The 23,258-nt window shown below is 65.8% G+C and carries 26 protein-coding genes; 13 read left to right on the top strand and 13 right to left on the bottom strand.

The features are described 5' to 3' along the window. Positions 1-18 precede the first annotated feature (18 nt). The gene (locus NGM06_RS04080) at positions 19-198 is read left to right on the top strand and encodes a DUF7836 family putative zinc-binding protein (protein WP_163520772.1); all 180 of its coding nucleotides are present in this window, start codon (positions 19-21) and stop codon (positions 196-198) included. Here NGM06_RS04080 and NGM06_RS04075 read toward each other — a convergent pair whose 3' ends face one another. After that, entirely contained in the window at positions 199-606 is a 408-nt protein-coding gene (locus tag NGM06_RS04075) for a translation initiation factor IF-2 subunit beta (RefSeq protein ID WP_254269051.1), read from the bottom strand. It lies immediately after the preceding gene. Between the two features lie 249 nt (positions 607-855). On the opposite strand from NGM06_RS04075, the gene NGM06_RS04070 reads away from it, so the two are divergent. After that, positions 856-1,095 (top strand): UPF0058 family protein, encoded by a 240-nt coding sequence (locus tag NGM06_RS04070; protein WP_163520768.1) that lies wholly within the window; start codon positions 856-858, stop codon positions 1,093-1,095. A gap of 214 nt (positions 1,096-1,309) precedes the next feature. Here NGM06_RS04070 and NGM06_RS04065 read toward each other — a convergent pair whose 3' ends face one another. Continuing rightward, a complete protein-coding gene (locus tag NGM06_RS04065) occupies positions 1,310-1,759 on the bottom strand; it encodes a DUF555 domain-containing protein (protein ID WP_254269050.1) in 450 nt (149 codons plus the stop codon). Between the two features lie 86 nt (positions 1,760-1,845). Here NGM06_RS04065 and NGM06_RS04060 point away from each other — a divergent pair, with 86 nt between their 5' ends. Then, entirely contained in the window at positions 1,846-2,751 is a 906-nt protein-coding gene (locus NGM06_RS04060) for a DNA-3-methyladenine glycosylase family protein (RefSeq protein WP_254269049.1), read from the top strand. A gap of 142 nt (positions 2,752-2,893) precedes the next feature. Here the strand turns inward: NGM06_RS04060 and NGM06_RS04055 are convergent, their stop codons facing one another. Continuing rightward, complete coding sequence (locus NGM06_RS04055) at positions 2,894-3,577, bottom strand: SRPBCC family protein (RefSeq protein ID WP_254269048.1); 684 nt, start codon at positions 3,575-3,577, stop codon at positions 2,894-2,896. 200 nt (positions 3,578-3,777) lie between these two features. Here NGM06_RS04055 and NGM06_RS04050 point away from each other — a divergent pair, with 200 nt between their 5' ends. Both NGM06_RS04050 and NGM06_RS04045 read left to right on the top strand, forming a co-directional pair. Continuing rightward, on the top strand, positions 3,778-4,074 hold the full coding sequence (locus NGM06_RS04050) for an acylphosphatase (protein WP_254269047.1): 297 nt from the start codon (positions 3,778-3,780) through the stop codon (positions 4,072-4,074). 78 nt (positions 4,075-4,152) lie between these two features. Continuing rightward, positions 4,153-4,593 (top strand): hypothetical protein, encoded by a 441-nt coding sequence (locus tag NGM06_RS04045; protein ID WP_254269046.1) that lies wholly within the window; start codon positions 4,153-4,155, stop codon positions 4,591-4,593. Here the strand turns inward: NGM06_RS04045 and NGM06_RS04040 are convergent. Then, on the bottom strand, positions 4,590-5,207 hold the full coding sequence (locus NGM06_RS04040; protein WP_254269045.1) for an amphi-Trp domain-containing protein: 618 nt from the start codon (positions 5,205-5,207) through the stop codon (positions 4,590-4,592). The genes NGM06_RS04045 and NGM06_RS04040 overlap by 4 nt on opposite strands. Positions 5,208-5,250: 43 nt before the next feature. Beyond that, positions 5,251-6,300, bottom strand: coding sequence for a hypothetical protein (locus NGM06_RS04035; RefSeq protein ID WP_254269044.1), 1,050 nt, complete (start codon positions 6,298-6,300; stop codon positions 5,251-5,253). A 275-nt stretch (positions 6,301-6,575) separates the two neighbouring features. Between NGM06_RS04035 and NGM06_RS04030 the strand changes: the two genes are divergently transcribed. Next, a complete protein-coding gene (locus tag NGM06_RS04030) occupies positions 6,576-8,081 on the top strand; it encodes an NAD(P)H-hydrate dehydratase (protein WP_254269043.1) in 1,506 nt (501 codons plus the stop codon). Beyond that, positions 8,074-8,586, top strand: coding sequence for a cyclic pyranopterin monophosphate synthase MoaC (gene moaC / locus NGM06_RS04025; RefSeq protein WP_254269042.1), 513 nt, complete (start codon positions 8,074-8,076; stop codon positions 8,584-8,586). The genes NGM06_RS04030 and moaC overlap by 8 nt, the downstream gene beginning before the upstream one ends. 39 nt (positions 8,587-8,625) lie before the next feature. Here the strand turns inward: moaC and NGM06_RS04020 are convergent, their stop codons facing one another. The 3 genes from NGM06_RS04020 to NGM06_RS04010 all read right to left on the bottom strand — a co-directional run bounded on the left by NGM06_RS04020 (position 8,626) and on the right by NGM06_RS04010 (position 10,871). After that, on the bottom strand, positions 8,626-9,105 hold the full coding sequence (locus NGM06_RS04020) for a hypothetical protein (protein ID WP_254269041.1): 480 nt from the start codon (positions 9,103-9,105) through the stop codon (positions 8,626-8,628). 117 nt (positions 9,106-9,222) lie between these two features. Then, the gene (gene hflX / locus NGM06_RS04015) at positions 9,223-10,518 is read right to left on the bottom strand and encodes a GTPase HflX (RefSeq protein WP_254269040.1); all 1,296 of its coding nucleotides are present in this window, start codon (positions 10,516-10,518) and stop codon (positions 9,223-9,225) included. Continuing rightward, positions 10,515-10,871, bottom strand: coding sequence for a DUF2209 family protein (locus NGM06_RS04010; RefSeq protein ID WP_254269039.1), 357 nt, complete (start codon positions 10,869-10,871; stop codon positions 10,515-10,517). The genes hflX and NGM06_RS04010 overlap by 4 nt, the downstream gene beginning before the upstream one ends. 215 nt (positions 10,872-11,086) lie before the next feature. Between NGM06_RS04010 and NGM06_RS04005 the strand changes: the two genes are divergently transcribed. Next, complete coding sequence (locus NGM06_RS04005; protein ID WP_254269038.1) at positions 11,087-11,407, top strand: FUN14 domain-containing protein; 321 nt, start codon at positions 11,087-11,089, stop codon at positions 11,405-11,407. Here the strand turns inward: NGM06_RS04005 and NGM06_RS04000 are convergent. Continuing rightward, a complete protein-coding gene (locus tag NGM06_RS04000; RefSeq protein WP_254269037.1) occupies positions 11,394-11,741 on the bottom strand; it encodes a hypothetical protein in 348 nt (115 codons plus the stop codon). The genes NGM06_RS04005 and NGM06_RS04000 overlap by 14 nt on opposite strands. Before the next feature lies 1 nt (position 11,742). Beyond that, complete coding sequence (locus tag NGM06_RS03995) at positions 11,743-12,468, bottom strand: ribosome assembly factor SBDS (RefSeq protein WP_254269036.1); 726 nt, start codon at positions 12,466-12,468, stop codon at positions 11,743-11,745. A 267-nt stretch (positions 12,469-12,735) separates the two neighbouring features. On the opposite strand from NGM06_RS03995, the gene NGM06_RS03990 reads away from it, so the two are divergent. Both NGM06_RS03990 and NGM06_RS03985 read left to right on the top strand, forming a co-directional pair. Further along, the gene (locus tag NGM06_RS03990) at positions 12,736-14,517 is read left to right on the top strand and encodes a M3 family oligoendopeptidase (protein WP_254269035.1); all 1,782 of its coding nucleotides are present in this window, start codon (positions 12,736-12,738) and stop codon (positions 14,515-14,517) included. Between the two features lie 379 nt (positions 14,518-14,896). After that, entirely contained in the window at positions 14,897-15,877 is a 981-nt protein-coding gene (locus NGM06_RS03985) for a PepSY domain-containing protein (RefSeq protein ID WP_254269034.1), read from the top strand. Between the two features lie 135 nt (positions 15,878-16,012). Here NGM06_RS03985 and NGM06_RS03980 read toward each other — a convergent pair whose 3' ends face one another. From NGM06_RS03980 to NGM06_RS03970, 3 genes are all read right to left on the bottom strand, one after another. Next, positions 16,013-16,462 (bottom strand): UPF0179 family protein, encoded by a 450-nt coding sequence (locus tag NGM06_RS03980; RefSeq protein WP_254269033.1) that lies wholly within the window; start codon positions 16,460-16,462, stop codon positions 16,013-16,015. 66 nt (positions 16,463-16,528) lie between these two features. Continuing rightward, complete coding sequence (locus tag NGM06_RS03975) at positions 16,529-16,945, bottom strand: DUF5820 family protein (protein ID WP_254269032.1); 417 nt, start codon at positions 16,943-16,945, stop codon at positions 16,529-16,531. Between the two features lie 275 nt (positions 16,946-17,220). Further along, entirely contained in the window at positions 17,221-17,358 is a 138-nt protein-coding gene (locus tag NGM06_RS03970; RefSeq protein WP_254269031.1) for a hypothetical protein, read from the bottom strand. A 153-nt stretch (positions 17,359-17,511) separates the two neighbouring features. On the opposite strand from NGM06_RS03970, the gene NGM06_RS03965 reads away from it, so the two are divergent. Genes NGM06_RS03965 through NGM06_RS03955 form a run of 3 tightly spaced genes read left to right on the top strand, consistent with a single transcriptional unit; the run spans position 17,512 to position 23,224 of the window. Then, positions 17,512-19,575 carry a PrkA family serine protein kinase gene (locus NGM06_RS03965; RefSeq protein WP_254269030.1) on the top strand — a complete coding sequence of 688 codons (2,064 nt, stop codon included), beginning with the start codon at positions 17,512-17,514 and terminating at the stop codon, positions 19,573-19,575. 2 nt (positions 19,576-19,577) lie between these two features. Beyond that, complete coding sequence (locus NGM06_RS03960) at positions 19,578-21,920, top strand: PrkA family serine protein kinase (RefSeq protein WP_254269029.1); 2,343 nt, start codon at positions 19,578-19,580, stop codon at positions 21,918-21,920. Further along, positions 21,911-23,224: a YeaH/YhbH family protein gene (locus NGM06_RS03955; RefSeq protein WP_254269028.1), complete on the top strand. Its 1,314-nt coding sequence runs from the start codon at positions 21,911-21,913 to the stop codon at positions 23,222-23,224. The genes NGM06_RS03960 and NGM06_RS03955 overlap by 10 nt, the downstream gene beginning before the upstream one ends. Positions 23,225-23,258: the final 34 nt, after the last annotated feature.

Here is a 23,258-nt window from a genome sequence, read left to right as displayed (position 1 = left end):
ACGCGCATGGTTCTTTGTATGAACGAAACGTACGTGCGACTGGTCTGTCCGGAATGTGGCAAGGACTGGGAAGAATCGCCCGACGACTTGCCGCCCCACGACGAAGTGTTCAACTGCCCCAACTGCCACGCCAGTCGCCGGACCGCGGAGTTCACGCGGACCGAGCAGGACCTCGAGACGCTAAAACAGTTTCAGTAGTTAGTTGCTGGTCGCGGAGCGCGCGCCACACGCCTCGCACCGCAGCAACAACGCACCCTGTTCTCGTTCGAGACGCGTGTCGGGGAGTCCACACTCCGGACAGAGGACGTACGTCTCGGTGTACTCGTCGATGGCGTCCTCGATGCGGCCGGAACTAAACTCGCCGGTCAGGCGCGCACGGCCGCTCTCGTCGATGTGCGCGCTCGTGCCGAGTTCGTTTTGGAGGAACTTCAGAACGTGGTCCTCGTCCCGACCGAGCGCGTCGAGCGTGCTCTGGAAGTTCTCGTAGACGGTCGCGTTCCCTTCCTGACGCACGTCGGCGTCGGGAACGTCGAAACGAGCCTCGTTATCGTCGATATCGGGCGTCTCGTCGATGGCCCGGTCGAGGTGTTCGTCGTAACCCTCCATGGCTATCCAAAGGTGCGCGTTCGGATAAAAATCTTTCAGACTCACAGAAACGCCACTGCGGAGGGGTAGCTCAGAACCGGGCCACCACGCCCGCGACGGAACGGATGCAACGGTTCGAAACGGTTTCGAAATACCGTATTACGCACTCTCGCGTCGGATTATGGCCTCCTTGGAAGGGGAAATCCGTACTCCGTGTTAACGGGACTCAAGATAATACTATAACCCTGCAACTGTTAGCCTCGTTTGCTTATGAAGAAGCAGGAACTCATCCACCTTCACGGGCTGCTTGCGGAGGTTGGAAACTATTTCGAGGAAGAGAACAGCACCGAAGTAGACCTTTCAGAGTACGACTCCCTTGGCGTACGACCGACATCCATTCACAAGTCCAAAACGGATCACAAAGCGGCGGTCTTCGCCATGGCAAACGCGATAACTTCCGAAATGAACGAAGCCGAGGCGGACGAGAAGGTCGCCGCCAAGGCCGACTGAACTGCGGACGACGCTTCCTCGAATCGCCGATACGACCCGACAGCGGTTGCGCTATTCTGCAACGGTTCTCTCGATAGCACTCGAAGGGGACACTGAGAGGAACGATTCGAAACGGACGCCGAAGCAAAGCCTACAGCGACGAGTGTCGGCTACGCGTGGAGGATAGACGTGCCCGTCACGCCGCCCGAAGGCGGAGGGCTGGCAGAGTTGTTGGTCACTCGATGAGGTCCTCGAACTCGGGGAGGACTTCGTCGTCTTCGTCGCGGTCGCTCTGGCTCTCTGATTCGACCTCGTCGGATTCGACGTCCCCGTCGTCTTCGTCGTCCTCCTCGACGACCTCGACTTCGAGAACGGTCAGGGGGATGTTTTCGAGGCGCTGGCCGATCTCCTTCCGTGCGATGCGCGAGGCGTGTTCCTCGCGCTCGACGTTGAACACCGTCATCTCCAACTCGAGTGCGACGAGACTCTCGTCGGCCGCGATGAACGCCGGTTCGAGTTCCTCCCCGCAGTGCGGGCAGGACCGTTGTCCCATGTTGATTTCGACGTAGTTGAGGTCGGGATTGAGCAACTCGCCGGTCTTGGAGATGGCGATGCGAACCGCCTCGTCGGGAGTCTCCACGTCATAGACCGGAACGGCGGCTTCCACGACAACTCTGCAGTTCATAGGCGCATAGAAGTTGTAGCGCCAACAGTATCAAGTTTAGCCCCGAAACGAAAGACTTCCACCGTCCGGTCTCCTTCTGTCCGGCGATGGAGTCGGGTTCGATAGCTATCGGCGAGTTCGCGGGGGGTCTCGACGTACAGGCGACGCTGGAGAGCGGCCAGACCTTCCTCTGGCGGCGCGAGGACGGGCGCGCCTACGAGACCGGCGACGCGAGCGGCGGGTCGGCGTGGTACCACACCGTCGTCGGGGGGCACACCGACGGGGAGTCAGAAGTCCTGAGAGTCCGCCAGCGCGACGACCGACTGGAGTGGGAAGCGACGTTCGACGCCGAGTCGCTGCTGGGCGAGCGACTCCGACTCGACGACGACCTCCCCGCCATCTTCGAGCGAATCCCGGACCACCCCCTGCTCGCAGACGCCCGGGAGTCCTACCCCGGACTCCGAATCGTGAACGACCCCTTCTTCCCCTGTCTGGTGTCGTTCATCTGCTCGGCCCAGATGCGTGTCGGGCGCATCCACGGGATGCAGACCGCCCTCGCCCGCGAGTTCGGCGAGACCGTCGAGTTCGACGGCGAGACCTACCACGCGTTCCCGACGCCGGAACGCCTCGCGCGAGCGACCGAGGACGAACTCCGGGAGTTGGGGCTGGGCTACCGCGCGCCCTACGTCCGGCGCTCGGCGGAGCTAGTCGCCTCCGGGGAGGCCACGGCCGACGACGTTCGCGGTCTCGACTACGAGGACGCCCGCGACGCGATGCAGGCGTTCGTCGGCGTGGGCGACAAGGTCGCCGACTGCGTGCTGTTGTTCTCGCTGGGCTATCTGGAGGCGGTCCCGCTCGACACGTGGATTCAGACCGCGATAGCCGAACACTATCCGCACTGCGAGAAGGGGTCGTACGCAGAGACCTCCCGCGCCCTCCGCGAGGAGTTCGGCGGCGAGTTCGCTGGCTACGCCCAGACCTACGTCTTTCACTACCTCCGGACCCGAGGGTAACTACTTCCACCGGACCGGGAGTAGCCTTACCTCCGGCCGGGGTACCCCGCTCCGTACTCGGAGGTGGAACACGGCCCGGACGCACCCGTGGATGAAGTCGAGGTCCGACCCGTCGGTCGTCGACGCTCCCGGAAGAGCGCCCTCAGACCCAATCACCGCTCCCGCGGGCGGACGGGTTGCGTTCGAGCGTGGGAATCTCGCCGGTCTCGGCGAGGCTCTTGAAGCGAGAGAGCATCTTGCTCGCCAGTGCCTCGGGGACGACGCCCAGCAGGTTCATCGCCGAGCGTCCGACTCGGCCGCCCGGCGGGTCGAACCGCAGGGTGAGCGTCACTTCGGTCCCGCGGTCGGCCGGAGCGGGTCGGAACCGCACCGACCCCTCGTTCGGTACCGGCGCGCCCTCGGTGGACTTCCAGCGCAGGAACTCGCCGGGGCGGTCCTCGACCACCTCGGTCTCCCACTCGATGCTCCCGCCGAACGGCGTGGAGACCACCCAGCGGTGACGGTCCTCGCCCGCTGGTGAGACCTCGGCGAAACCGCCCACGATGCGGGTCAGTAAGTCCGAGTCCCGCCAGAAGCGGTAGAGGTCCTCGGGCGATTCCCGGACGGTGACGGACCGTTCGACCGCCGTCGCCTCGGAGGTGGTCCCCGTCTCGGTAGCGCGGTCTTCGGACCGCGGAGTCGCGCCCTTCGATTCCGACGGGCGTGCGCGTCCGCCGACTCCACGGTACAGTAGCCACCCGCCCGCGAGCGCGAGCGCCGCGCCACCGAGCGAGCGTCTCCGAAGTCCGACGGTCACGAGCGTTCCGCCGAGCGCCGTGACGGCCATCCGCCGAACTCGACTCGCGTTACGTCCCCCGGTCGCGTTCTGTGTCACGCAGTAGTTCCCCCACAGAGTGCTTGGGAGAGTGAACATTGTATCTTGTGCCCGGAACGCACGGTCGACTCGCTCCTCGAACTGGGCGCTGGCCGCGAGTGTCGGCCATCCAAATCGCCTTAAGACAGAACGTCGAACCGAGACGTAGAACAATGTCGAGCGACTCCGAGAGCGCCGACCGAACCCGAGCGCACGTCTTCGTCTCCGGTACGGTTCAGGGCGTCTACTACCGGGCGAACACCCGCGACGCCGCCCGAGAGCGCGGCGTGGACGGGTGGGTTCAGAACCTCAGCGACGGCCGGGTGGAAGCCGTCTTCGAGGGACCGGAGGACGCGGTGGAGTCGATGGTCGTGTGGTGTCACACCGGGAGTCCCGCCGCCGAGGTGGACGACGTGGAAGTCGAGTACGAAGCCCCCGAGGGCGAAGAGGGGTTCCGCATCCGGCGGTGAGAGCACCCGACGCCGGGTCCGGACCCGACGGGGCCAGCACGACTTTCCGCGTCAGTCGCGTACTGCTCCCGGTCAGCTATGCGCGAGAACACCCCGGAAGTCGGCGTCGAAATGCGAGGTACCGAGACCGAACCACTGCCGCAGGGGGCCGAGGGCGACGGAACCGACCCGGGCGAGCAACTCGTCCTCCGCGTCGCCGTCCCCGTCGTGAATCCGCAGTCGAACACCCGCGACTCGACGGTGGACGACGACGCCCTCGTCGGCCGGATTCCGGTGGCGAACGCCGACACCCCCTGCGCGGACGACCTGCTCGACGCGACGATGGTCACGGTCCTCGAAGAGCGCGTGACTGCCTACTACCCCCGCGAGAGCGAGGACGAAGTCGTCGCACTCGTCTGGGCGGCCGCGACCGACGACTGGCGGTGCGAGGAGTGGGAACTCGACGGCGAGTTCGAGGTCGAATCCGGGCGCAGGGACGACGACGAGGCCATCCTCTGGGAACCGGACGGCTCGATTTAATCCTCCTCGACCGTCTCCGCGTCGGCGGCGTTGGTCATCACGCTCCGCAGGCCCTTCAGGGCGTTGTGCTTGCGGGTGTACCCTTCGCCGCTCGTGGCGATGACGTTCCCGTTCCGGTGGACCAACCGCCAGCGCCACTCCTCGGCCCGGTCGGCGAACACCTCGAATCGGGCGAGACTCTCCCGGGGTTCGGCCGACCCGACCGGGAGTTCGACGGTCTCGTCTCCGTCGTCGATGGCGGTATCGACGTCGGCGATGTCTGCATCGACGGTATCGGCAGCAGGAGACGAGTCGTCTCCGTCGCCGGTGTCGGCGTCACCGGCGTCGGACTCCGCGAGCGAATCGTCGCCTTCGCCGTGCGCGCCCGCCGGGGTGTCGTCGGCGAACGGTTCGACCGCGGTTTCCTCGTCCCACTCCAGTTCGACCTCCAGACTCCGGCCGTCGTCGGTCTCGAACTCTATCTCCAGTTCGACCGCGTCGGGAACTGCGATAGCGATGGCCTCCTCGTCACCGAGTCGAATCGAGCCAGCGGCGACTCCGTCGGCGATTCCGCGGAGGAGTGTCGCAACGTCTTCCCGGTCGGCCGTCCGTTCGAGTGCGTATTCTTCGGACACGTCACTACTAACGGACTCCCGCGTAGTAAAACGCCGGAATCAGTCAGCGAGTGTCGTCGGAGTCCGGAGTCCGGTGCGACGGCGTCCGTTCGTCGCCCTGCTGTTGACTGCGACTCTGATTTTGGCCGTGGCCCTGCTGTTGGCCGCGCCCCTGCTGCTGGCCACGACTCTGCTGTTGGCCGCGACCCCGCTGGTACCCTCGACCGTATCGAGACTGCTGACCGCCGCTCCGGGACTGCTGACCACTACTCCGGGACTGCCGACCCTGCGTCCCGTGACGTTCGGTGCCCAGTTGGCTTCGCTCCTGCCACGACGACTGGGTCTCGGTCCCCGACTGCTCGCCGCCGGGGCCTCGCTCGGTGCGCTGCTGGGACTCCTCTAACCGACGGGAGTAGGTCTCTCTGGGATGGGCGGTCCGTAGTTCGGGCTGTTCGCTCGGTTGCTGGTGGGGCTGTTTGGGCGGCGTCTGCTGGTGAGACTGCTGAGGCGAGGGGCGCTGCTGAGGCATCTCGGCGGGCGCGTCGCGACGGTGGGACTCGCCTCGCTGTCCGGACTGTCGCTCCTGTCCGGAGAACTGCTCCCCGCCGTGCGGGTGGTTGGCGTGACTCTGTTCGTGGCGGGCCTCGCCGCCGAACTGGAGGCTGTGGCGGCTCCCCTGTGTCTGCTGGCCGCCTCCACGCGTCTGCTGGCCGCTTCCCCGTGTCTGTTGACCGCCCCGGCCGGTCTGCTGTCCGTATCGACGCTGCCGACTCTGCTGGGGCTGTCCTCCCGTCTGGGACTGTCGGCCCTGCCGGGACTGCTGGTCTCCTCGCGGGGCCACGTCCTGCTTGCGTATCTCCTCCTGTCGGTTCTGGCCGCCCTCGCGTCGCGAATCGCCGCCGTAGCGGAGACTCGCCTGTCCGGACTGGGACGGGGGACTCCCGGATTCGGCACCGGCCGGAATCGTAGTCTCCTGCCCCTGAAGCTTCTGTTTCACGTCGGACTCGACCCGTTCGGGGCTTCGACGGCCCCCGCCCCGCTGGTCGCCGCTTCGTCGGGCGGATTCGTCGCGACGCTCCTCTCGGCCTCCCTGTCGGTATCGGTCGTTGGACATCAGTACTCTCCCCGTGAGAACCACGGCCCCCGAGTGCCTTATTGATGCTGGCTAGGACGCTTCGGGAACCGGAATTTAGCTGTGAATTTGTTTCTTGAAGAAACCTCTGGGATTCTCTAATCTTCCTGTGGGTCGGTGCCGGGCAATGTCACGTTCGACGACTCCCACGAACTCCGCCCGGCCAGAGCCGAGTCCGGTCGGGGGTCGCCGCCGAGCGACCGGCGTCGCGCGTGCCGACGACAGGACTTAACGCGCTCGCCGACCAACGCCCCGACATGATTTCGGCAGACCGGATGGCGCAGGTGGACGCGAACGCGGCCGCCCTCGGCGTGCCGCGAAAGCAGTTGATGGAATCCAGCGGCAACGCGGTCGCCCGAGAGGTACGAGCGGTCGCCGACCCCGGAGCGCGCGTGGCGGTCGTCGCCGGGCGCGGGAACAACGGCGGCGACGCCTTCGTCGCGGCCCGGTTTCTGGACGGTGACGGGTCGCACCCGTCAGCACGTCGGAACGGTGATTCCGACGGCGGGTACGACACCTCGGTCCACCTGCTCGGTCGGGCGGAGACGATAGCGACCGACATCGCCCGCGAGAACTGGGACGCCCTCCGACGCGGCGAGTACGACGCCGAGGAGGTCGGCGATTCGCGCGACTTCGACCTGCCCGACTGCGACGTGGTGGTTGACGCCATGCTCGGCACCGGCGTCACTGGGGCGCTCCGCGAACCCGAGGCCACCGTCGCCGAGCGAATCAACGACGCGGACGCGACCGTCGTCTCGGTGGACGTGCCCTCGGGCGTGAACGCCGACACCGGCGAGGCACTCGGCGCGAGCGCCGACGCCACTGCGGTCGAGGCCGACCGCGTGGTCACGTTCCACGACGCGAAACCCGGTCTCGACTCGCTCGACGCCGAGGTGACGGTCGCCGACATCGGCATCCCGGCGGCGGCAGAACGACTCGTCGGGCCGGGCGACCTGCTCCCGGTCCGCAGTGGGACGAAGGGCGACGACGCCCGCACCTACGTCGTGGGCGGCGGCCCGTACACCGGTGCCCCGGCGCTCGCGGCGCAGGCCGCGCTCCGGACCGGCGCGGACCTCTCGTTCGTCGCCGCGCCCGACCCGGTCGCGCCCCAGATTCAGGGGTACGCCGAGGACCTCATCGTCCAGTCGTACGACGGCGACCACCTCACCCCCGAGCAGGTGCCGGACCTCGTGGAGACCGCCGAGAGCTACGACGACGTGGTCGTCCTCGGTCCCGGTCTCGGGAACGCCGACGAGACGCTGGAGGCGGCGAAACGGTTCCTCGCCGAGTTCTCGGGCCGGGCGGTCGTGGACGCCGACGCGCTCCCCGTGGTGCCGGAAGTCGAGACCGACGCGACGCTGGTCTGCACGCCGAATCGCAAGGAGTTGGCCGAGATGGGCGGGCCGGAGGTCGAGAGCGCCGACGCCCTGCGCGACCACGCCGACGAAATCGAGGCGTTCGCCGACGAGTTGGGCCACGTCGTGCTGGCGAAGGCGAAGGACGACGTAATCAGCGACGGCGAGCGCACTCGGGTCTCGACGGCGGGGACGCCCGGCATGACCGTCGGCGGCACGGGCGACACGCTCGCGGGCACCGCCGCGGGCCTGCTCGCCACCCACGACCCCTTCCAGTCGGCCTGCATGGCCGCGTACGCCAACGGGCGGGCGGCCGAACTGCTGGACCACCGGCGCCACGACGGCCTGCTCGCGTCGGACCTGCTCGACGCGCTCCCTCGCGCCCTGTGGGGTGAGGACGATGAGTGAGAACGACGGGGAAGAGACCGGTGAAGGCCGCGATGCGGAGTTGACTCACACCGACGACGAGGGCGAAGTCCAGATGGTTGACGTGGGCGACAAGCCCGACACGGCGCGGCGGGCGGTCGCCGCGGGCGAAATCAACCTCCAACCCGAGACGGTCGAGGCCATCAGCGAGAACGACGTGAGCAAGGGCGACGTACTGGCCACCGCACGCGTCGGCGCGGTGCAAGCGGTCAAGCACACGTGGGAGACCATCCCGATGTGCCACCAGATTCCCATCACGAACGTCGAGACCGATTTCGAACTGTTCGCCGACCGCGTGACCCTCGAAGTCGCGGTCGAGACCACCGGCAAGACGGGATGCGAGATGGAGGCGCTGGAGGGGGTGACGACCGGCCTGAACGTGGTCTGGGACATGGTGAAGGCCGCCGAAAAGGACGACGACGGCCAGTACCCCGATACGTCCATCGACCGCGTGCGGGTGGTCGAGAAGACGAAGACCGAACTGTAGTCGCTCGGCGGCCGGGTCGTCGCCGTCGGTCGTTCCGCTTTAGTCGCCGTCGGGGTTACGTCCGTCGGGGTTCGACTCACCAGTGTCGCCGTCGGTTCCGCTGCCGTCGGGGTTCGACTCGCCAGCGTCGCCGTCGGTTCCGCTGCCGTCGGGATTCGACTCGTCCCCGTCGTTCGGTCCGTCGCCGTTCTCTTCCTCGCGGTAGTCCACCTCCTCGTCGAGCGTCCGCAGGAAGTTCGGCGGCGTCTCCTCCGACGGGCGTCCGCGAGACACGTCGTACCAGTAGCCGACGCTCGCCACTGCGAAGAGGGCGACGATGAGCGCGCTGACGGCGACGGGCGTCAGGCCCCCGAACGGCGGCACGTCGTACAGGACCAGTCCGAGCAGACCGGTAGAGAACGCGGTCAGCGCGAGGTACACCTTGTACCACGCCACCCGCGTGCGGGTTGGTTTGCGGGCCATCTGTGGGACGGGGAACGTTGGGCGTCGGCGCTCCCGCAGGTCGGTCGCGCTGGCCACCTGTCGTACTGGTCTGACGGTCGGGACTACTTTGTTATTCGCGGGACTTCGGATTCGGTCGCCGGGATAATCGACGACACCGGACGCGGGCCGACCAGTAACGAGAGTTGAAACGAATTACGCCGACGGTGCGCTGGTCAGGTCGCCCGCCTTGGCGCGGGACTGCTCCACGATGGCGGGCCGGGCCTCGAAGTCCACGACCACCTCGTCGTTGGCGTAGGTCACGTCGTTGACCCGCGCGTGGTCGTGGACCCACGAGACGACGCTCATGGTGTCGTCGGTCATCGGGAGGACCAGTTTCTCGCGCTCCCAGTCGGGGAGTTCGGCGTCGACGCGCTCGCGCAGCCCCACCAGATTGATCTGCTCCTTGCCCGAGACGGCGATGGGGTCGGGAGCCAGCGCCGAGAGCGCCTCGGTCTTCTCGGCGAGTTCGTCCTCGCTCACGGCGTCTATCTTGTTCAACACGGTCACGATGGGTGCCTCGTTGCGCTCGTAGAGCGTGTCGTGGCAGGTGACGAGTTTCTCGCGTATCTCCTCGATGGGTTCGCTCACGTCCACTACGAGCAACACGAGGTCGGCGTAGTACACCGCGTCGAGGGTGGACTTGAACGACTCGACCAGCCAGTGGGGCAGGTCGCTGATGAACCCGACCGTGTCGGTGAGCAGCACGTCCCGGCGGTCCATGTCCATCTTCCGGGTCGTCGTGCCCAGCGTGGTGAACAGGCGGTCCTGCGCCTCCGCCGTGGTGTCGAGGTCGGGGTGTAACTCCTCGTTCTCGCCGAGTTCGAGGTCGGCCGCGAGGCTCTGCATCAGCGTGGACTTCCCGGCGTTGGTGTACCCGGCCATCGCCACGAGGTCGAACCCGGACTCCCGGCGGCGGTCCCGGCGGTCGGCCTCGGTCTGCGCGATGGAGTCCAACTCGTCTTTGATTCGGGATATCTGGTCCTTGATGTCCTGCTCGCGGCTCTCGTCGTACTCGCCCAGTCCCATGAACCCCGGTCGCTCGTCGCGCTTGGCGAGGCTGGTCTTGGCCTCAGCGCGCGGGAGTTCGTAGCGCAACTCGGCCAGTTCGACCTGTAGCTGGGCCTTCCGGGTCTGGGCGCGCTGGCCGAAGATTTCGAGGATGAGTCGGAACCGGTCGATGACTCTGGTGTCCTCGGGGACCCGCTGGCCGAGGTTGTACGTCTGGTATGGGCCGAGTGCGTTGTCGAAGATGACGATTCCGGCCCCGGTCTCGGCGACCGCGCGACCGATTTCGTCGGCCTTCCCCTCGCCGACCTGTAGCGCGGGGTCCTCCTTGCGCGACTGCGTGAACTCGGCCGCGATCTCGTAGCCCGCGGCGCGGGCGAGGTCGCGTATCTCTTCGGTGTCTGGCGTGCCTGAATCGACTCGCTTTGCGATTATCGCTTTCATAGGAACAGTTTTCGGGCGGCGTACGCGGCGTGGTGTGCGGTCTGCACGGTCTTTCGTTCGGCTATACTCTCGACGTACTTGAAACTCGGGCCGAGGTACTGTTCGACTTTCACGTCGGGTTCCTCGTAGAACTCGCCTCGCTCGGCCACCACCGGACCGTCCGGCGGTTCGGGCAGTTGGGCCACCGCGTCGGCGACGACGGTGGCGGCGTCCTCGAACGTCGGCGGGTTCCGACTCGTGGCGAACCCCATCCCTTCGACGTTGCGGAGACGGGTCGTGCCGACGCTGGCGTGGACCGCCGCCGCCACCATGAGGTACTCGCCGGACTCCTCGTGGCGACCGCTGATGTCCACCCCGACGACGCTAGCCTCGCCGGGCCTTCACCTCGGTTTCCGCACCCACGGTACCCATAGGTCGGTCTACGGTCCCATCCCTTTTCAATGATACGACGGGAGCGACCGGGGCGGACGACGCTCCGCGACGTGTAATGAACGGCGGGTGCGGTTCGGTTCAACGACCCGGACCACTTACCACAAGAACCTTATTCCGCCGATGAGGGATAGGTCGTATGCCCCTCGAAATAGACCCCCAACAACTCGGACTCGAATTCGGGTCCGGAGCCGTCGTCGGCGGCGTCATCGGCTTCGCCGCCAAGAAGGTGGCAAAGCTCATCGCCATCCTCGTCGGTCTCGAACTGGCCCTCTTCAAGTTCCTCGAATCGAGAGGAATCCTGACCGTGGATTGGAACCGACTCACCGCGGGCGTACTGCAGGCGGGCGAAGCCGCCGAGGGCGGTGCCCCGCCGTCGTGGGTGACGACCATCCTCTCGACGCTGTCGGTCGGTGCCGGATTCACCGGCGGCTTCCTGGTCGGCTTCAGGAAGGGATAGTCTCCAAGTCGTACTCCCCGGCCGCGTCGCGACGGTTCAGACGCTCCGCGGCGACGCTCGGAACCAACCGCTCCATTTTCGACGACCGACGTGTGACCAGTGCGAAGACCCCCAGCGCCCCGACGACTCCCCACAGGGGCCGCTGGACGAACAGGACCGTGTAGCCGACCGCGATGGCGGCCGCGACGGCCGCGAACGCCCAGAGAACGCCACGGCGCTTCCGGTACTCGTCCTCGTGGGCCGCGACGATTTCCTGCCCGCGACCGGCCTCTACCGCCTTGTAGACGGTCTCGCCGTCGGAGCGCTCGTACGCGAGGACGTCCACGAGCGCCATCTCAGCGCGTCTGAATCTCGTCTTCGTCCTTGATGATTCGGGTCTCGGCCTCGCCGCTCGTGTGTTCGTTCACGAGGTCGTAGAACTCGTTCTGCATCCCGGCAGGGAACGTGAGGACGCCGACCCAACCGCCGTCGTTCTGCCACTCCTCGCGTTCGAGTTCGCCGAACTGCCGAATCTTGGCCTGCGCGCTCCCGGCGTAGTCGGCGGGCACCTGCACTGCGACGGTCACCTCGTCGAACCGGATGGGGATGACCGGCTTGAGCGCGTCGAGCGCGTCGTCCACCTGTGTCCCGACGGGTTCCATCGGGTCCACGCGGAAGTCGGTCTCCTCCAGCGCGGACTCGATGCGCTCGGGCGGGTGGGGCGCGTCGTCCATCTGCGGGTTGACCGCGTTGCGCGTGATGCGGTTGATCAGTTGCTTGTGCTTCTGTTCCTGCATCTCGCGGCGCTGCTCGGCGGTAATCTGAATCTCGCCGTCGCGGATGACCTGCGGGATTATCTCCAGCGGGTCGGTCGTCCCGAACACCTCTTCTAACGCCGTCTCGGCGGGTCGGTCGCCGCGACTCGCGTCCTCGAACACGTCCTCGGCCGCGATGACCTCCTCCAGTTCGCCGTCGAACTCGCCGCGCTTGATTTCGAGCGCCGCGTCGGGGTCTACCAGCACCTCGAACCGTTCGCCGTGGGATTCGAGGCGGGCAGTCACCGCCTCTTCGAGTGATATCATACCGTACGGTAGTGTCCCCCGTCTCAAATAAGCTTGCGTCGCCGCGTCTGTTCGGCCGCCCGACCCCGGTTCGCCGACCACCGCTCGCACGCCCCCGGCCGTCGGTCCACGGCTGGCGGTAGAGTTATTACGAAGGAGTGACACCTTCGGTCAACGGAACGACCGATGACCCGCTAACTCCTCCGACCGGCGTTCACCCCCGGTCGCCCGCCCGTACCGTCACCTCGACTACCGCAGCAGAGACTTCGCACGACACCAGAGACGGCTATGAGTTTACCAGCTAGAGACGACATCGAACCCGAGTACCGATTCGACCTGACCCGCATCTTCGAGACGCCAGACGACTGGGACGACGCCGCGGCGGCGCTCCGCGACCGGATTGGGGCGCTGGAGTCGGCGGCCGCGGCGTCGCTCGAAACGACGGCCGACCTCCGGACGCTCCTCGAACGAACCGAGGAGTGTTACCGCCGGAAGCAGCGACTCGACCTGTACGCGACCCTCTACCGGAACGTCAACACCGAGTCTGATGCGGCCGACGACGTGCGGAGGCGGTTCCGCGACGTCGAGGCCGAGTTCGAACCCGTCGTGGCGGCCGTCCGCCGACGCCTCCGCGAAACCGACGACGAGCGCCTCGACGCGTTCGTCGCCGAACTCGACGGGTATCGCCGATACGCCGAGAGCCTGCGCGAGCAGTCCGAGCGAGTCCGGTCGGCGGACGCCGAAGACGCCATCGCGGCCCACGGCGAGACGCGGTCCGCGCCGACCAGAGTCGTCCGGGCGGTCACGACCGAGGACTTCGACGCGCCCAGCGTGGAGCGACCCGACGGCGAGACGGTCGAACTCCGACACGACAACTACGGCGAGGAGCTATCCCACTCGAATCGGGCGTACCGCAAACGGGTCTACGAGGCGTTCTGGAGCGAGATGGACCGGTTCGAACACACGCTCTCGCGGGCCTACGCCGAGAAACTCGCGGCCGCCGACGCCGAGGTAGAGGTCCGGGGCTACGACTCGATTCGGGACCGCGACTTCCGGGGGACCTACCCCGAGTCGGGGTCGCAACCGTACCTGCCCGGAGCGGTCCACGACGTGCTGCTCGACGCGGTCAGGGCGAACCTCGGACCGTACCACCGGTCGCAGGCGGTCCGCCGAGAGCGCCTCGGCGTCGAGACGCTCCGACCGTGGGACCTCCAAGTGTCCATCGCGGACGCCCCGGAACCCGAGGTTCCGTACGAGGAAGCCAAAGAACATATCCTCGACTCGCTCGCGCCGCTGGGCGAGGACTACGTGGACCGCACGCGGTCGTTCTTCGCGGAGCGTCGCATCGACGCGTATCCGACCCAGAACAAGCGGACCGACATCCCGGCGTACTGCCCGTCCTCGGCCGCCGACGGTGCGTTCGTGCTGGCGAACTACCGCGAGGACCTGTGGTCGCTCTCGGTTCTCGGGCACGAACTCGGCCACGCGCTCAACGTCTCGTACCACCGCGAGGGACCGACCCGGTACGCGACCTGTCCGAGCGCTATCTGCGAGGTCCCGTCGATTCTCCACGAAATCCTCGTCCTCGAACACTGCATCGAGCGCGGCGGGCCGCTCGCGGCCCACGCGAAGAACCGCCTGTTGGAGTGCGTCGGCGGTAACCTCTACGTCCAGACGATGAAGTCGGCGTTCGCTCACCGCCTCGCCACCGCAGTCGAAGACGGAGAGAATCTCTCGGCCGAACGCGTCCGCGAGACCCACGCGGACCTCCTCGCAGAGTTCCGGCCCGAAGTCGCGTACGACGACCGGGCCGGACGGAACTGGCTCGGTCAGGGGACCCGTGACCCCTACAGTAGTTTCCAGTACGTCCTCGGCGCGACGGGCGCACTGGTTGTCCGCGACCGACTCCGCGAGGGGAGTCTCAGTCCCGCCCGGTTTCGCGACTTCCTCCGGAACACGGGCCGGAAGGACCTGCTCGCGCAGTTCGAGGCCCTCGGCATCGACGTGACCAGTCCGGCCACGTACGAGCGCGCGGCCGAGACGTTCGCGGGGTATCTGGAGGAGTTCTGATCCTCGCTGGTCCGACTCGTTTCGACGGAGGAAACGACACCGGCGACACGCCGCGGTTCGTACCTGTCCTGTCGCGGTCACGTCTATTGTCGCATCGCAGAGACGAACGTCGTCGAACCGACTCCGAGCGGTCCCATCGTTCGATTACGGTCCGCGGTAAGTCGAGTATTGGACGAGTTAGACCACCGGTGGAAGTGAGAAATAACTGTTTTCGTATCGACTATTCGAGTCACGTCGCCCGATATTTCGCGGCCCGTACACGACGGAATAGCTATACGAGCCGCTATTAGTGACCATCTGTACAGGTAAGAGGTTGGCGAAAGTAATTATTACCGCCGCTGTCGTCTCACGCTACTGCGGTGCGAGCGAGGTGAACTCAATGAACGGACGGACACTTCTATCGGTCGGACTGAGCGCGTTACTGGTAGCCAGCGTCGTCGCAGTGGGCGCTGGCTCGGCAGTCGCCGCCGGTTCGGCCGACCGTAGCGCGGTCGAAGGGGGACAGTATCTACAGGACGAGGGAACGCAGAACCAGACGACCGGCGGTCTCAACCTCTCGGAACTCAACGTGACGGCGTACGAAGCCGCCGTCCTCGCGCAGAACGAGACCGGCGGAACGGTACTCGGCGCTCGACTCAAGCGGGCGAACGGCACGCCGGGATACGAGGTCCTCGTCGCCAACGAGACGGGGAACGTCACGGGCGTCGTCGTCAACGGGACCGACGCCGGAATCATCCAGACAAACACGAACATCGCGCAGTTGAACCAGACCGTGCTCGAACAGCAGGGAATCGGCGTGAGTGACATCGGCGGAGCCGTCTCGGCGGTAGAGGCGGCCCAGCAGGAGGTCGGCGACGAGTTCGTACCGGTCGAAGTCTCCATCGAGGCCGAACCCAACTTCACCGGCCAGCAGGTCACGTTCGTCTCGCCGAACGCGAGCAAGTCGGTCGTCGTGGACCTGACCAACGGTTCGGTCGTCCAAGTGAGCGACACTACTCCGAAGCGAGGCGCGGAGGCCCAGATGACGGCGACCGAGCAGACGAACGAGACGACCGAGGCGGCCATGGTGGACAGCGACGCGGCGAGTGCGATGCAGGACGACGGTGAGACCGAAGGCTGCTGTGTCGGCGACGACGAATTCAGTAGCGAGTTCGGCGACGCCAGCGAGTACGTCTCTCCCACGCTCACCGGATTCGGTGAACAGGTGTTCGCCGCAGACGACGAGTTCGACACCGCCGACGACTACGGTCCCTTCACCGGCGTCGGAGGAGAGGATGACGAGAACCTCTTCGACGGTGGAGAGGAAGAAGAAGAGGGCGAAGGCTTCGTCGGTGAAGAGGACGAAGACGGGTGGTTCTAACCGCCGTCGCTCGCCTCCGGAGAGAGGCGTAGTGCGACGCTCTATTTTTCGTCTGTTGCTGTCCGCTGCGGTTCCGTTCGCTCTCGCAGCGAGACGCAAGGAGCCGGAGAGTCGGCGCGTCGATCCGGTCGTTCGCTACTCCTCGTTGGGCGCGAACTCGACCAGCGTCAGGTCCCGGTCGAGCATGCAGTAGTCGTGGGGCGGATCGCCCACGATCTCTGTAATCTGGTAGTCCTCGTCGAAGTCCACGCCCGCCGGTTCACAGAACTCGTGGCTCGGGCACTCCGTGTGCGGACAGGGGCCTTCGAGACTGGCCTTGCTCCCGGCGTAGGCGTTCTTGGCGGGGACGTTGGCCTTCGCGCCGACGGGTTCGACCTCCACCGCGGTCACGCCGCTGTCGTGGACGCCGCAGTCGAGGGTCTGGGCACCGTCTCGCACGTCGCTGACGCGGTAGCGCACGCCCTCCGAGAGGTTCAGACACTGGTCCCGGTACGGACACCCCTCGCAGGCCGAGGACTCCCCCCGATAGACGAACTCCTGACCGGGTTCCGCGAGGCGGGTTCCGATGAGGGTGATGGACGACATGGACACGGGTACGCGGGCCGCCCGGTTAAGACTCTCGTCCTGTCGTCTCGGTCGGCCGACCGGACACTACTCCCCAGTCAGTTCGTCCAGTTCCTCGAAGTATTCCTCGCGCGGGACCTGATACGCGTCTCGGTAGTCGAGTTCGCCGCCAGCGAACGCGGCCGCGAGTTCCCGTGCGCCAGCGACCGCCTCCTCGCGCGTGTCGTACGTTCGCGCGGGGACCAACTCGACTTCGGGTTCGAGGAAGAACTCGACGCGCCAGACCCGCGTCGTCCCGTACTCGGCCTCGGAGGCCGGGCGGTTGGGCGCGCCCGCCGCGACGTACAGCGTGGGCATGCACGCCGGCGGGAACTCGTCGCCGTCGAACACGTCGGGCCGGTACGCGAGGATTCGGCGTCCCTCGGGTTCGTCGTTCCAGACCGTCCAGCCAGCGGGTAGGTCGGGGTCGGTCGAACTGCGCTCGGTCGGGTCGCCGTCGCTCATGGTCGCCGGTTCGGCCCTGCCGGGTAAGGCCTTGCCGGTCGCACGCGGCCGACAGCGGACCGCTCGCTCGCCCGGTCTTAAAGGCCGGGTACGTTACCAACTCCCACCGGAGGGGTGATGCCCGTCGCCCGCGTCAGTCGTCGGTGTTCAATGGAGTTAATTCATATAAAAACAAAATCGAGTCGAGCCAACAGTTATATAGCGCTACATCCCATCCATTAAATAGTATCGGTGGTACCGACCCACGCGGTACGCGGTAACACGACCCTACCGATTCACGTCCGCCCGAGTTCGTCGCCCTCCGACGTGAACGTCGCCGTGAATACGGGGTGGGATAGCACGTACATGAACGGCCAGAACGGTAGCGTCCCGCGCACGAACGGGACCGAGGAGGCGGAAAGGGTGTGTGGCACGCGCAGCGCCACCTTTGTGAAGAGTTATCAGATATCAGAGTGGCCGTCACCTCTTTGTGCGTGTCCGTCTACCACATACTCCGGCCGCGAACTACAGAACCACCGGTCAACCGTTCGCTCTCTCTCGACTCTCCCAACAAAATGCGTGATACGATGACAGCAACACTGGAAGAACTCAGCAAGCGATACCAAGAATCGATGCCCGAAGACCTCCGCGAGACCAAGTCGTTCGACTGGTACCTCGACGAGGTGTACGAAGACCCCAAAATCGCTCGGAACGCCCACCAACGGGTGGCCGACATGTTCGACTACTACGGGACCGAGTACGACGAGGAAGCCGGTGTGGTCGAGTACCTGCTCGCCTCGGAGGACCCGCTGCACGACGGCGAGAACACGTTCTACGGCCACGAAATCCACCGCGCCATCCACGAGTTCGTGAACAAGGTCAAGTCCGGCGCGCGCGGTCTCGGGCCGCAGAAGCGCATCAAACTCCTGCTCGGCCCGGTGGGGTCCGGGAAGTCCGACTTCGACCGGCAGGCCCGGAAGTACTTCGAGGACTACACCCTCCGCGAAGAGGGCCGGATGTACACCTACAAGTGGACCAACCTCTGTGACGTCATCCACGATCAGGACCCGGCCGACGACACGGTCCGGTCGCCGATGAATCAGGACCCGCTCGTGTTGCTGCCGCTCGAACAGCGTCAACGAGTCATCGACGACCTGAACGAGAACCTCGACGCGCCCTACACCATCCAGAACGAGCAGTCGCTCGACCCCGCGTCGGCGTTCTACATGGACGAACTGTTGGCGTACTACGACGACGACATCCAGCAGGTCCTCGAGAACCACGTCGAGGTCATCCGTCTCACCGCCGACGAGAACAAGCGCCAAGCGGTCGAGACGTTCGAACCGAAGGACAAGAAGAATCAGGACGAGACGGAGTTGACCGGCGACGTCAACTACTCCAAAATCGCCATCTACGGCGAGTCCGACCCTCGCGCGTTCGACTACTCGGGGGCGTTCTGTAACGCCAACCGGGGCATCTTCTCGGGCGAAGAACTGCTGAAGCTTCAGCGCGAGTTCCTGTACGACTTCCTCCACGCGACGCAGGAACAGACCATCAAGCCCAAGAACAATCCCCGAATCGACATCGACCAAGTCATCGTCGGCCGGACGAACATGCCCGAGTACCGGGACAAGAAGGGCGACGAGAAGATGGAGGCGTTCAACGACCGGACCAAACGCATCGACTTCCCGTACGTCCTCGAATACGACGAGGAGGCCAAGATTTACCGGAAGATGCTCGGCAACGCCGACGTGCCCGACGTCCACATCGAGCCTCACACGCTCGAAATGGCGGGGCTGTTCGGCGTCCTGACCCGCATCGAGGAACCCGACAGCGAGATGGTGGACCTGATGCAGAAGGTCAAGGCCTACAACGGGGAGATAAAGGACGGCGAGGACGTGGACGTGAAGAAACTCCGCGAGGAGGGCGAGGAGAGCGCCGACATCGGCGAGGGGATGGAGGGCGTCTCGGCCCGGTTCATCGGCGACGAGATAGCCGAGGCCATCATGAACTCCACCCACCGCGACAAGGGGTTCCTGAGTCCGCTCTCGGTGTTCAACCACTTCGAGGAGAACCTCGAAAATCACGGCTCTATCCCGGAGGAGAACTTCGAGACGTACTACCGCTACCTCGAGATGGTCCGCGAGGAGTACAAGGACCGCGCCATCGAGGACGTGCGCCACGCGCTGGCCTACGACATCGAGGAGATTCAGCGGCAGGGCGAGAAGTACATGGACCACGTGATGGCGTACATCGACGACGACACCGTCGAGGACGAACTCACCGGCCGCGAGCAGGAACCCGACGAGAGTTTCCTCCGAGCGGTCGAGGAGAAACTCGACATCCCGCGCGACCGCAAGAACGACTTCCGGCAGGAAGTGAGCAACTGGGTCTCGCGGCGCGCCCGCGAGGGGTCGCCGTTCGACCCGCAGGACAACGACCGCCTGCGCCGCGCGCTCGAACGCAAACTCTGGGAGGACAAGAAGCACAACATCAACTTCTCGGCGCTGGTGTCGGCCAACGAGATGGACGACGACGAGCAGAACGCGTGGATAGACGCGCTCGTGGATCAGGGCTACTCGCGTGACGGTGCGAAGGAGGTGCTGGAGTTCGCCGGTGCCGAGGTCGCTCGCGCAGAGATGGAGGACTAACCGTGGCGACCGGCCACGACGACGGGCGGACCGGCCGCGACGAGACGCCGGACCGCGACGCCAGCGAGTTCGTCGAGGCGGCCGACCGCGAACTCAGGGAGACCTACGAGGAACCCAAGAGCCTCACCGAGTTCGTGGACGAGGCGTTCCGGAACCCCACCGTTGCGGCCCACGCCAGCAGGTACCTCCTCGAAGCCATCGAGTCGATGGGCACCCGGACCGTCGTCGAGGTTGGCGAGGAGAAGGAGCGCTACCGCTTCTTCGACGACCCCGCCAACGACGGCGAACACGCCATCCTCGGCAACACGGAGGTCCTCAACGCGTTCGTGGACGACCTCCGGTCCATCGCGGCCGAACGCGGCAAGGCCGAGAAGATAATCTGGTTCGACGGACCGACGGCGACCGGGAAGTCCGAGTTGAAGCGGTGTCTCGTCAACGGACTCCGCGAGTTCTCGAAGACAGAGGAGGGGCGTCGCTACACCGTCGAGTGGAACATCGCCAGCGCCACCGAGGCCCGGGGCCTAAGTTACGGCGAGGAGCGGGCGGCCGCCGACGAGGAGAACTGGTTCCCGAGTCCGGTGCAGGCCAACCCGCTGACGGTGTTCCCCGAGGAGGTCCGCGCGGACATCCTCGAGCGAATCAACGCGGAGGTCGAGGACCACATCGACCTGAAGGTGGACAGCAAACTCGACCCCTTCAGTCGGGAGGCCTACGACTACCTCGAAGAGCAGTACCGGCGGACCGGCGAAGAGGACCTGTTCAGCGCCATCACCGACCCCAACCACCTCCGCGTGAAGAACTACGTGGTGGACGTCGGTCACGGCATCGGGGTCCTCCACTCGGAGGACTCCGGGCCGCCGAAGGAGCGCCTCGTGGGGTCGTGGATGCGCGGGATGTTGCAGGAACTCGACTCGCGGGGGCGCAAGAACCCGCAGGCGTTCAGCTACGACGGGGTCCTCTCGCAGGGCAACGGCCTGCTGACCATCGTGGAGGACGCGGCCCAGCACGCCGACCTGCTCCAGAAACTGCTCAACGTGCCCGACGAGAAGACGGTGAAACTGGACAAGGGCATCCAGATGGACATCGACACCCAGTTGCTCATCATCTCGAACCCGGACCTAGAGGCCCAACTCAACCAGCACGCCGAGGCGGGCGGCGCGGACCCGCTCAAGGCGCTGAAGCGCCGACTCGACCGGCGGCGGTTCAAGTACCTCACCAACCTGAGTCTGGAGGCCGAACTCATCCGGCGCGAACTGACCAACGAGACCGACGTCTGGCGGGCCGACAGCTACGACGAACTGGAGACGCTCATCCGCGAACCCCTCTCGGTCCCCGTCCGGAACGACGACCACGGGACCGGAGTGGGCCAGCGCGAACTCGCCCCGCACGCCGTCGAGGCCGCGGCCCTCTACAGCGTCGTGACCCGACTCGACGGCGAGGACGTGCCCGCGGGCCTCGACCTCGTGGACAAGGCCAAACTGTTCGACCGAGGGTACCTCCTCGACGGCGACGACCGACTCGACAAGGACGACTTCGAGTTCGCCGACGACGCCGACGACGGCGAGCAGGGGATTCCCGTGACCTACACGCGGGACGTCATCGCGGACCTGCTCAACGACGAGAGCGAGCGCGCGCACGCCGAGTACCCGGTCGAGGAGGTCATCATGCCCCGCGACATCCTGAACGCGATGGCCGAGGGACTGACGGGCGCGCCCGTCTTCTCGACGGCCGAGCGCACCGAGTACGAGAACCGACTCGTGCCGGTGAAGAACCACATCTTCCAGCGGCAGGAGGAGGACGTGCTCGACGCGATGATGCGCGACAAGCGGGTTGACGAGGAGACCGTCGAGGAGTACATCGAACACGTCTACGCGTGGGCGACCGACGAACAGGTCGAGAACGACCGAGGCGAGCACGTCGAACCCGACGCGCTCAAGATGAAGGTGTTCGAGACCGACCACCTCGGCCGGTTCTCGCCCGAGAGCTACGGGGCCGACCACGGTCCCTCCCCGGCGGTCGAGGAGTTCCGTCGCAACAAGGTCATCACCGCGCTGAACCGTCACGCGTGGGAGAACCGCGACGAGGACTTCTCGGTGTCGGACATCGACCCCAAGGAGATTCCCATCATCAAGACGGTGCTGGCGAACTACGACTGGGACGACGTGCGCCGGGTGTACGAGGACTTCGACCCCAACCAGTGGGCCGACCCGCCCAGCGACACCGAGACGGCCGCGGTGAAGGAGAAGACGCTGGCGAATCTGGTCGAGATGTTCGGCTACAGCGAGGCGTCGGCGGAACTGACCAGCCGACACGTCATGAGTCAGGTGAGCTACAAATGGGACTGAGAGAGGACTTGGAGCGCTACAGGGAGGTCGGCGAGGAGAAGCGCGAGGACCTCGCGGACTTCATCCAGTACGGCGACCTCGGACAGAGTCTCCCCGACGAGATAAACATCCCCATCAAAATCGTGGACCTGCCGGAGTTCGCGTACGACCGGCGGGACAAGGGCGGGGTCGGGCAGGGCGACCCCGACGTGGGCGACCCGGTCGGCCAGCCCCAACCCCAACCCGGCGAGGAGGGCGACGAGGGCGACGAACCCGGCGAGGAAGGCGGGGAACACGACTACTACGAGATGGACCCCGAGGAGTTCGCCCAAGAGTTGGACGACGAACTGGGACTGGACCTCGAACCGAAGGGCAAGGAGGTCATCGAGGAGAAGGAAGGCGACTTCACCGACATGACCCGGACCGGTCCGGACTCCACGCTGGACTTCGAGCAGATGTTCAAGGAGGGGCTGAAGCGAAAGCTGGCGATGGACTTCGACCCGGACTTCCTCGAAGAGGTCCTGAAAATCGACGGCTGGGGGCCGGACAGGACGTTTGAATGGGCACGGAATAATGCTATCAACGTCTCGAAGCACTGGCTCGAAGAGGCCTACGGCCAGATTCCCGACGACGAGAAGACGAAGTGGGACTCCATCGAGGAAGTCGAGGAGAACGTCACCAACCGGAGCACGGCCCAGAAGATAAAGGAGGAGGGCATCCGCCACGTCCCCTTCCGGCGGGAGGACGAGCGCTACCGCTACCCCGAAATCATCGAGGAGCGCGAGAAGAACGTGGTCGTCGTCAACATCCGGGACGTGTCGGGGTCGATGCGCGAGAAGAAGCGCGAACTGGTCGAGCGCACCTTCACCCCGCTGGACTGGTACCTGACCGGGAAGTACGACAACGCCGAGTTCGTCTACATCGCCCACGACGCCGAGGCGTGGGAGGTCGAGCGCGACGAGTTCTTCGGCATCCGGTCGGGCGGCGGGACCAAGATTTCGTCCGCATACGAACTCACCGCGGAGATACTCGACGAGCGCTACCCGTGGTCGGACTGGAACCGCTACGTGTTCGCGGCGGGCGACAGCGAGAACTCCCGGAACGACACGAGCGAGAACGTCGTGCCGCTGATGGAGGAGATTCCGGCCAATCTCCACGCCTACGTCGAGACGCAACCGGACGGGAAGGCCATCAACGCGACCCACGCCGAGGAGGTCGAGGACCACTTCGGCGAGTCGTCGGCGGTGGCGGTCAGCTACGTCAACAGTCCCGAGGACGTGACCGACGCCATCTACGAGATTCTCAGCACGGAGGCCGAATCGTGAGACGAGCCACCGAAACCGCGACGCTCAGCACGGA

Source organism: Halorussus aquaticus, from assembly GCF_024218795.1.
GTDB lineage: Archaea > Halobacteriota > Halobacteria > Halobacteriales > Haladaptataceae > Halorussus > Halorussus aquaticus.
This window is presented reverse-complemented; position numbering and strand designations above follow the sequence as displayed.

Bases quoted from the DNA above. Each gene is read 5' to 3' on its own strand.
- NGM06_RS04080 (WP_163520772.1), top strand. From the start codon at position 19: ATGAACGAAACGTACGTGCGACTGGTCTGTCCGGAATGTGGCAAGGAC.
- NGM06_RS04075 (WP_254269051.1), bottom strand. From the start codon at position 606: ATGGAGGGTTACGACGAACACCTCGACCGGGCCATCGACGAGACGCCC.
- NGM06_RS04070 (WP_163520768.1), top strand. From the start codon at position 856: ATGAAGAAGCAGGAACTCATCCACCTTCACGGGCTGCTTGCGGAGGTT.
- NGM06_RS04065 (WP_254269050.1), bottom strand. From the start codon at position 1,759: ATGAACTGCAGAGTTGTCGTGGAAGCCGCCGTTCCGGTCTATGACGTG.
- NGM06_RS04060 (WP_254269049.1), top strand. From the start codon at position 1,846: ATGGAGTCGGGTTCGATAGCTATCGGCGAGTTCGCGGGGGGTCTCGAC.
- NGM06_RS04055 (WP_254269048.1), bottom strand. From the start codon at position 3,577: ATGGCCGTCACGGCGCTCGGCGGAACGCTCGTGACCGTCGGACTTCGG.
- NGM06_RS04050 (WP_254269047.1), top strand. From the start codon at position 3,778: ATGTCGAGCGACTCCGAGAGCGCCGACCGAACCCGAGCGCACGTCTTC.
- NGM06_RS04045 (WP_254269046.1), top strand. From the start codon at position 4,153: ATGCGCGAGAACACCCCGGAAGTCGGCGTCGAAATGCGAGGTACCGAG.
- NGM06_RS04035 (WP_254269044.1), bottom strand. From the start codon at position 6,300: ATGTCCAACGACCGATACCGACAGGGAGGCCGAGAGGAGCGTCGCGAC.
- NGM06_RS04030 (WP_254269043.1), top strand. From the start codon at position 6,576: ATGATTTCGGCAGACCGGATGGCGCAGGTGGACGCGAACGCGGCCGCC.
- moaC (WP_254269042.1), top strand. From the start codon at position 8,074: ATGAGTGAGAACGACGGGGAAGAGACCGGTGAAGGCCGCGATGCGGAG.
- hflX (WP_254269040.1), bottom strand. From the start codon at position 10,518: ATGAAAGCGATAATCGCAAAGCGAGTCGATTCAGGCACGCCAGACACC.
- NGM06_RS04005 (WP_254269038.1), top strand. From the start codon at position 11,087: ATGCCCCTCGAAATAGACCCCCAACAACTCGGACTCGAATTCGGGTCC.
- NGM06_RS04000 (WP_254269037.1), bottom strand. From the start codon at position 11,741: ATGGCGCTCGTGGACGTCCTCGCGTACGAGCGCTCCGACGGCGAGACC.
- NGM06_RS03995 (WP_254269036.1), bottom strand. From the start codon at position 12,468: ATGATATCACTCGAAGAGGCGGTGACTGCCCGCCTCGAATCCCACGGC.
- NGM06_RS03990 (WP_254269035.1), top strand. From the start codon at position 12,736: ATGAGTTTACCAGCTAGAGACGACATCGAACCCGAGTACCGATTCGAC.
- NGM06_RS03985 (WP_254269034.1), top strand. From the start codon at position 14,897: ATGAACGGACGGACACTTCTATCGGTCGGACTGAGCGCGTTACTGGTA.
- NGM06_RS03980 (WP_254269033.1), bottom strand. From the start codon at position 16,462: ATGTCGTCCATCACCCTCATCGGAACCCGCCTCGCGGAACCCGGTCAG.
- NGM06_RS03975 (WP_254269032.1), bottom strand. From the start codon at position 16,945: ATGAGCGACGGCGACCCGACCGAGCGCAGTTCGACCGACCCCGACCTA.
- NGM06_RS03965 (WP_254269030.1), top strand. From the start codon at position 17,512: ATGACAGCAACACTGGAAGAACTCAGCAAGCGATACCAAGAATCGATG.
- NGM06_RS03955 (WP_254269028.1), top strand. From the start codon at position 21,911: ATGGGACTGAGAGAGGACTTGGAGCGCTACAGGGAGGTCGGCGAGGAG.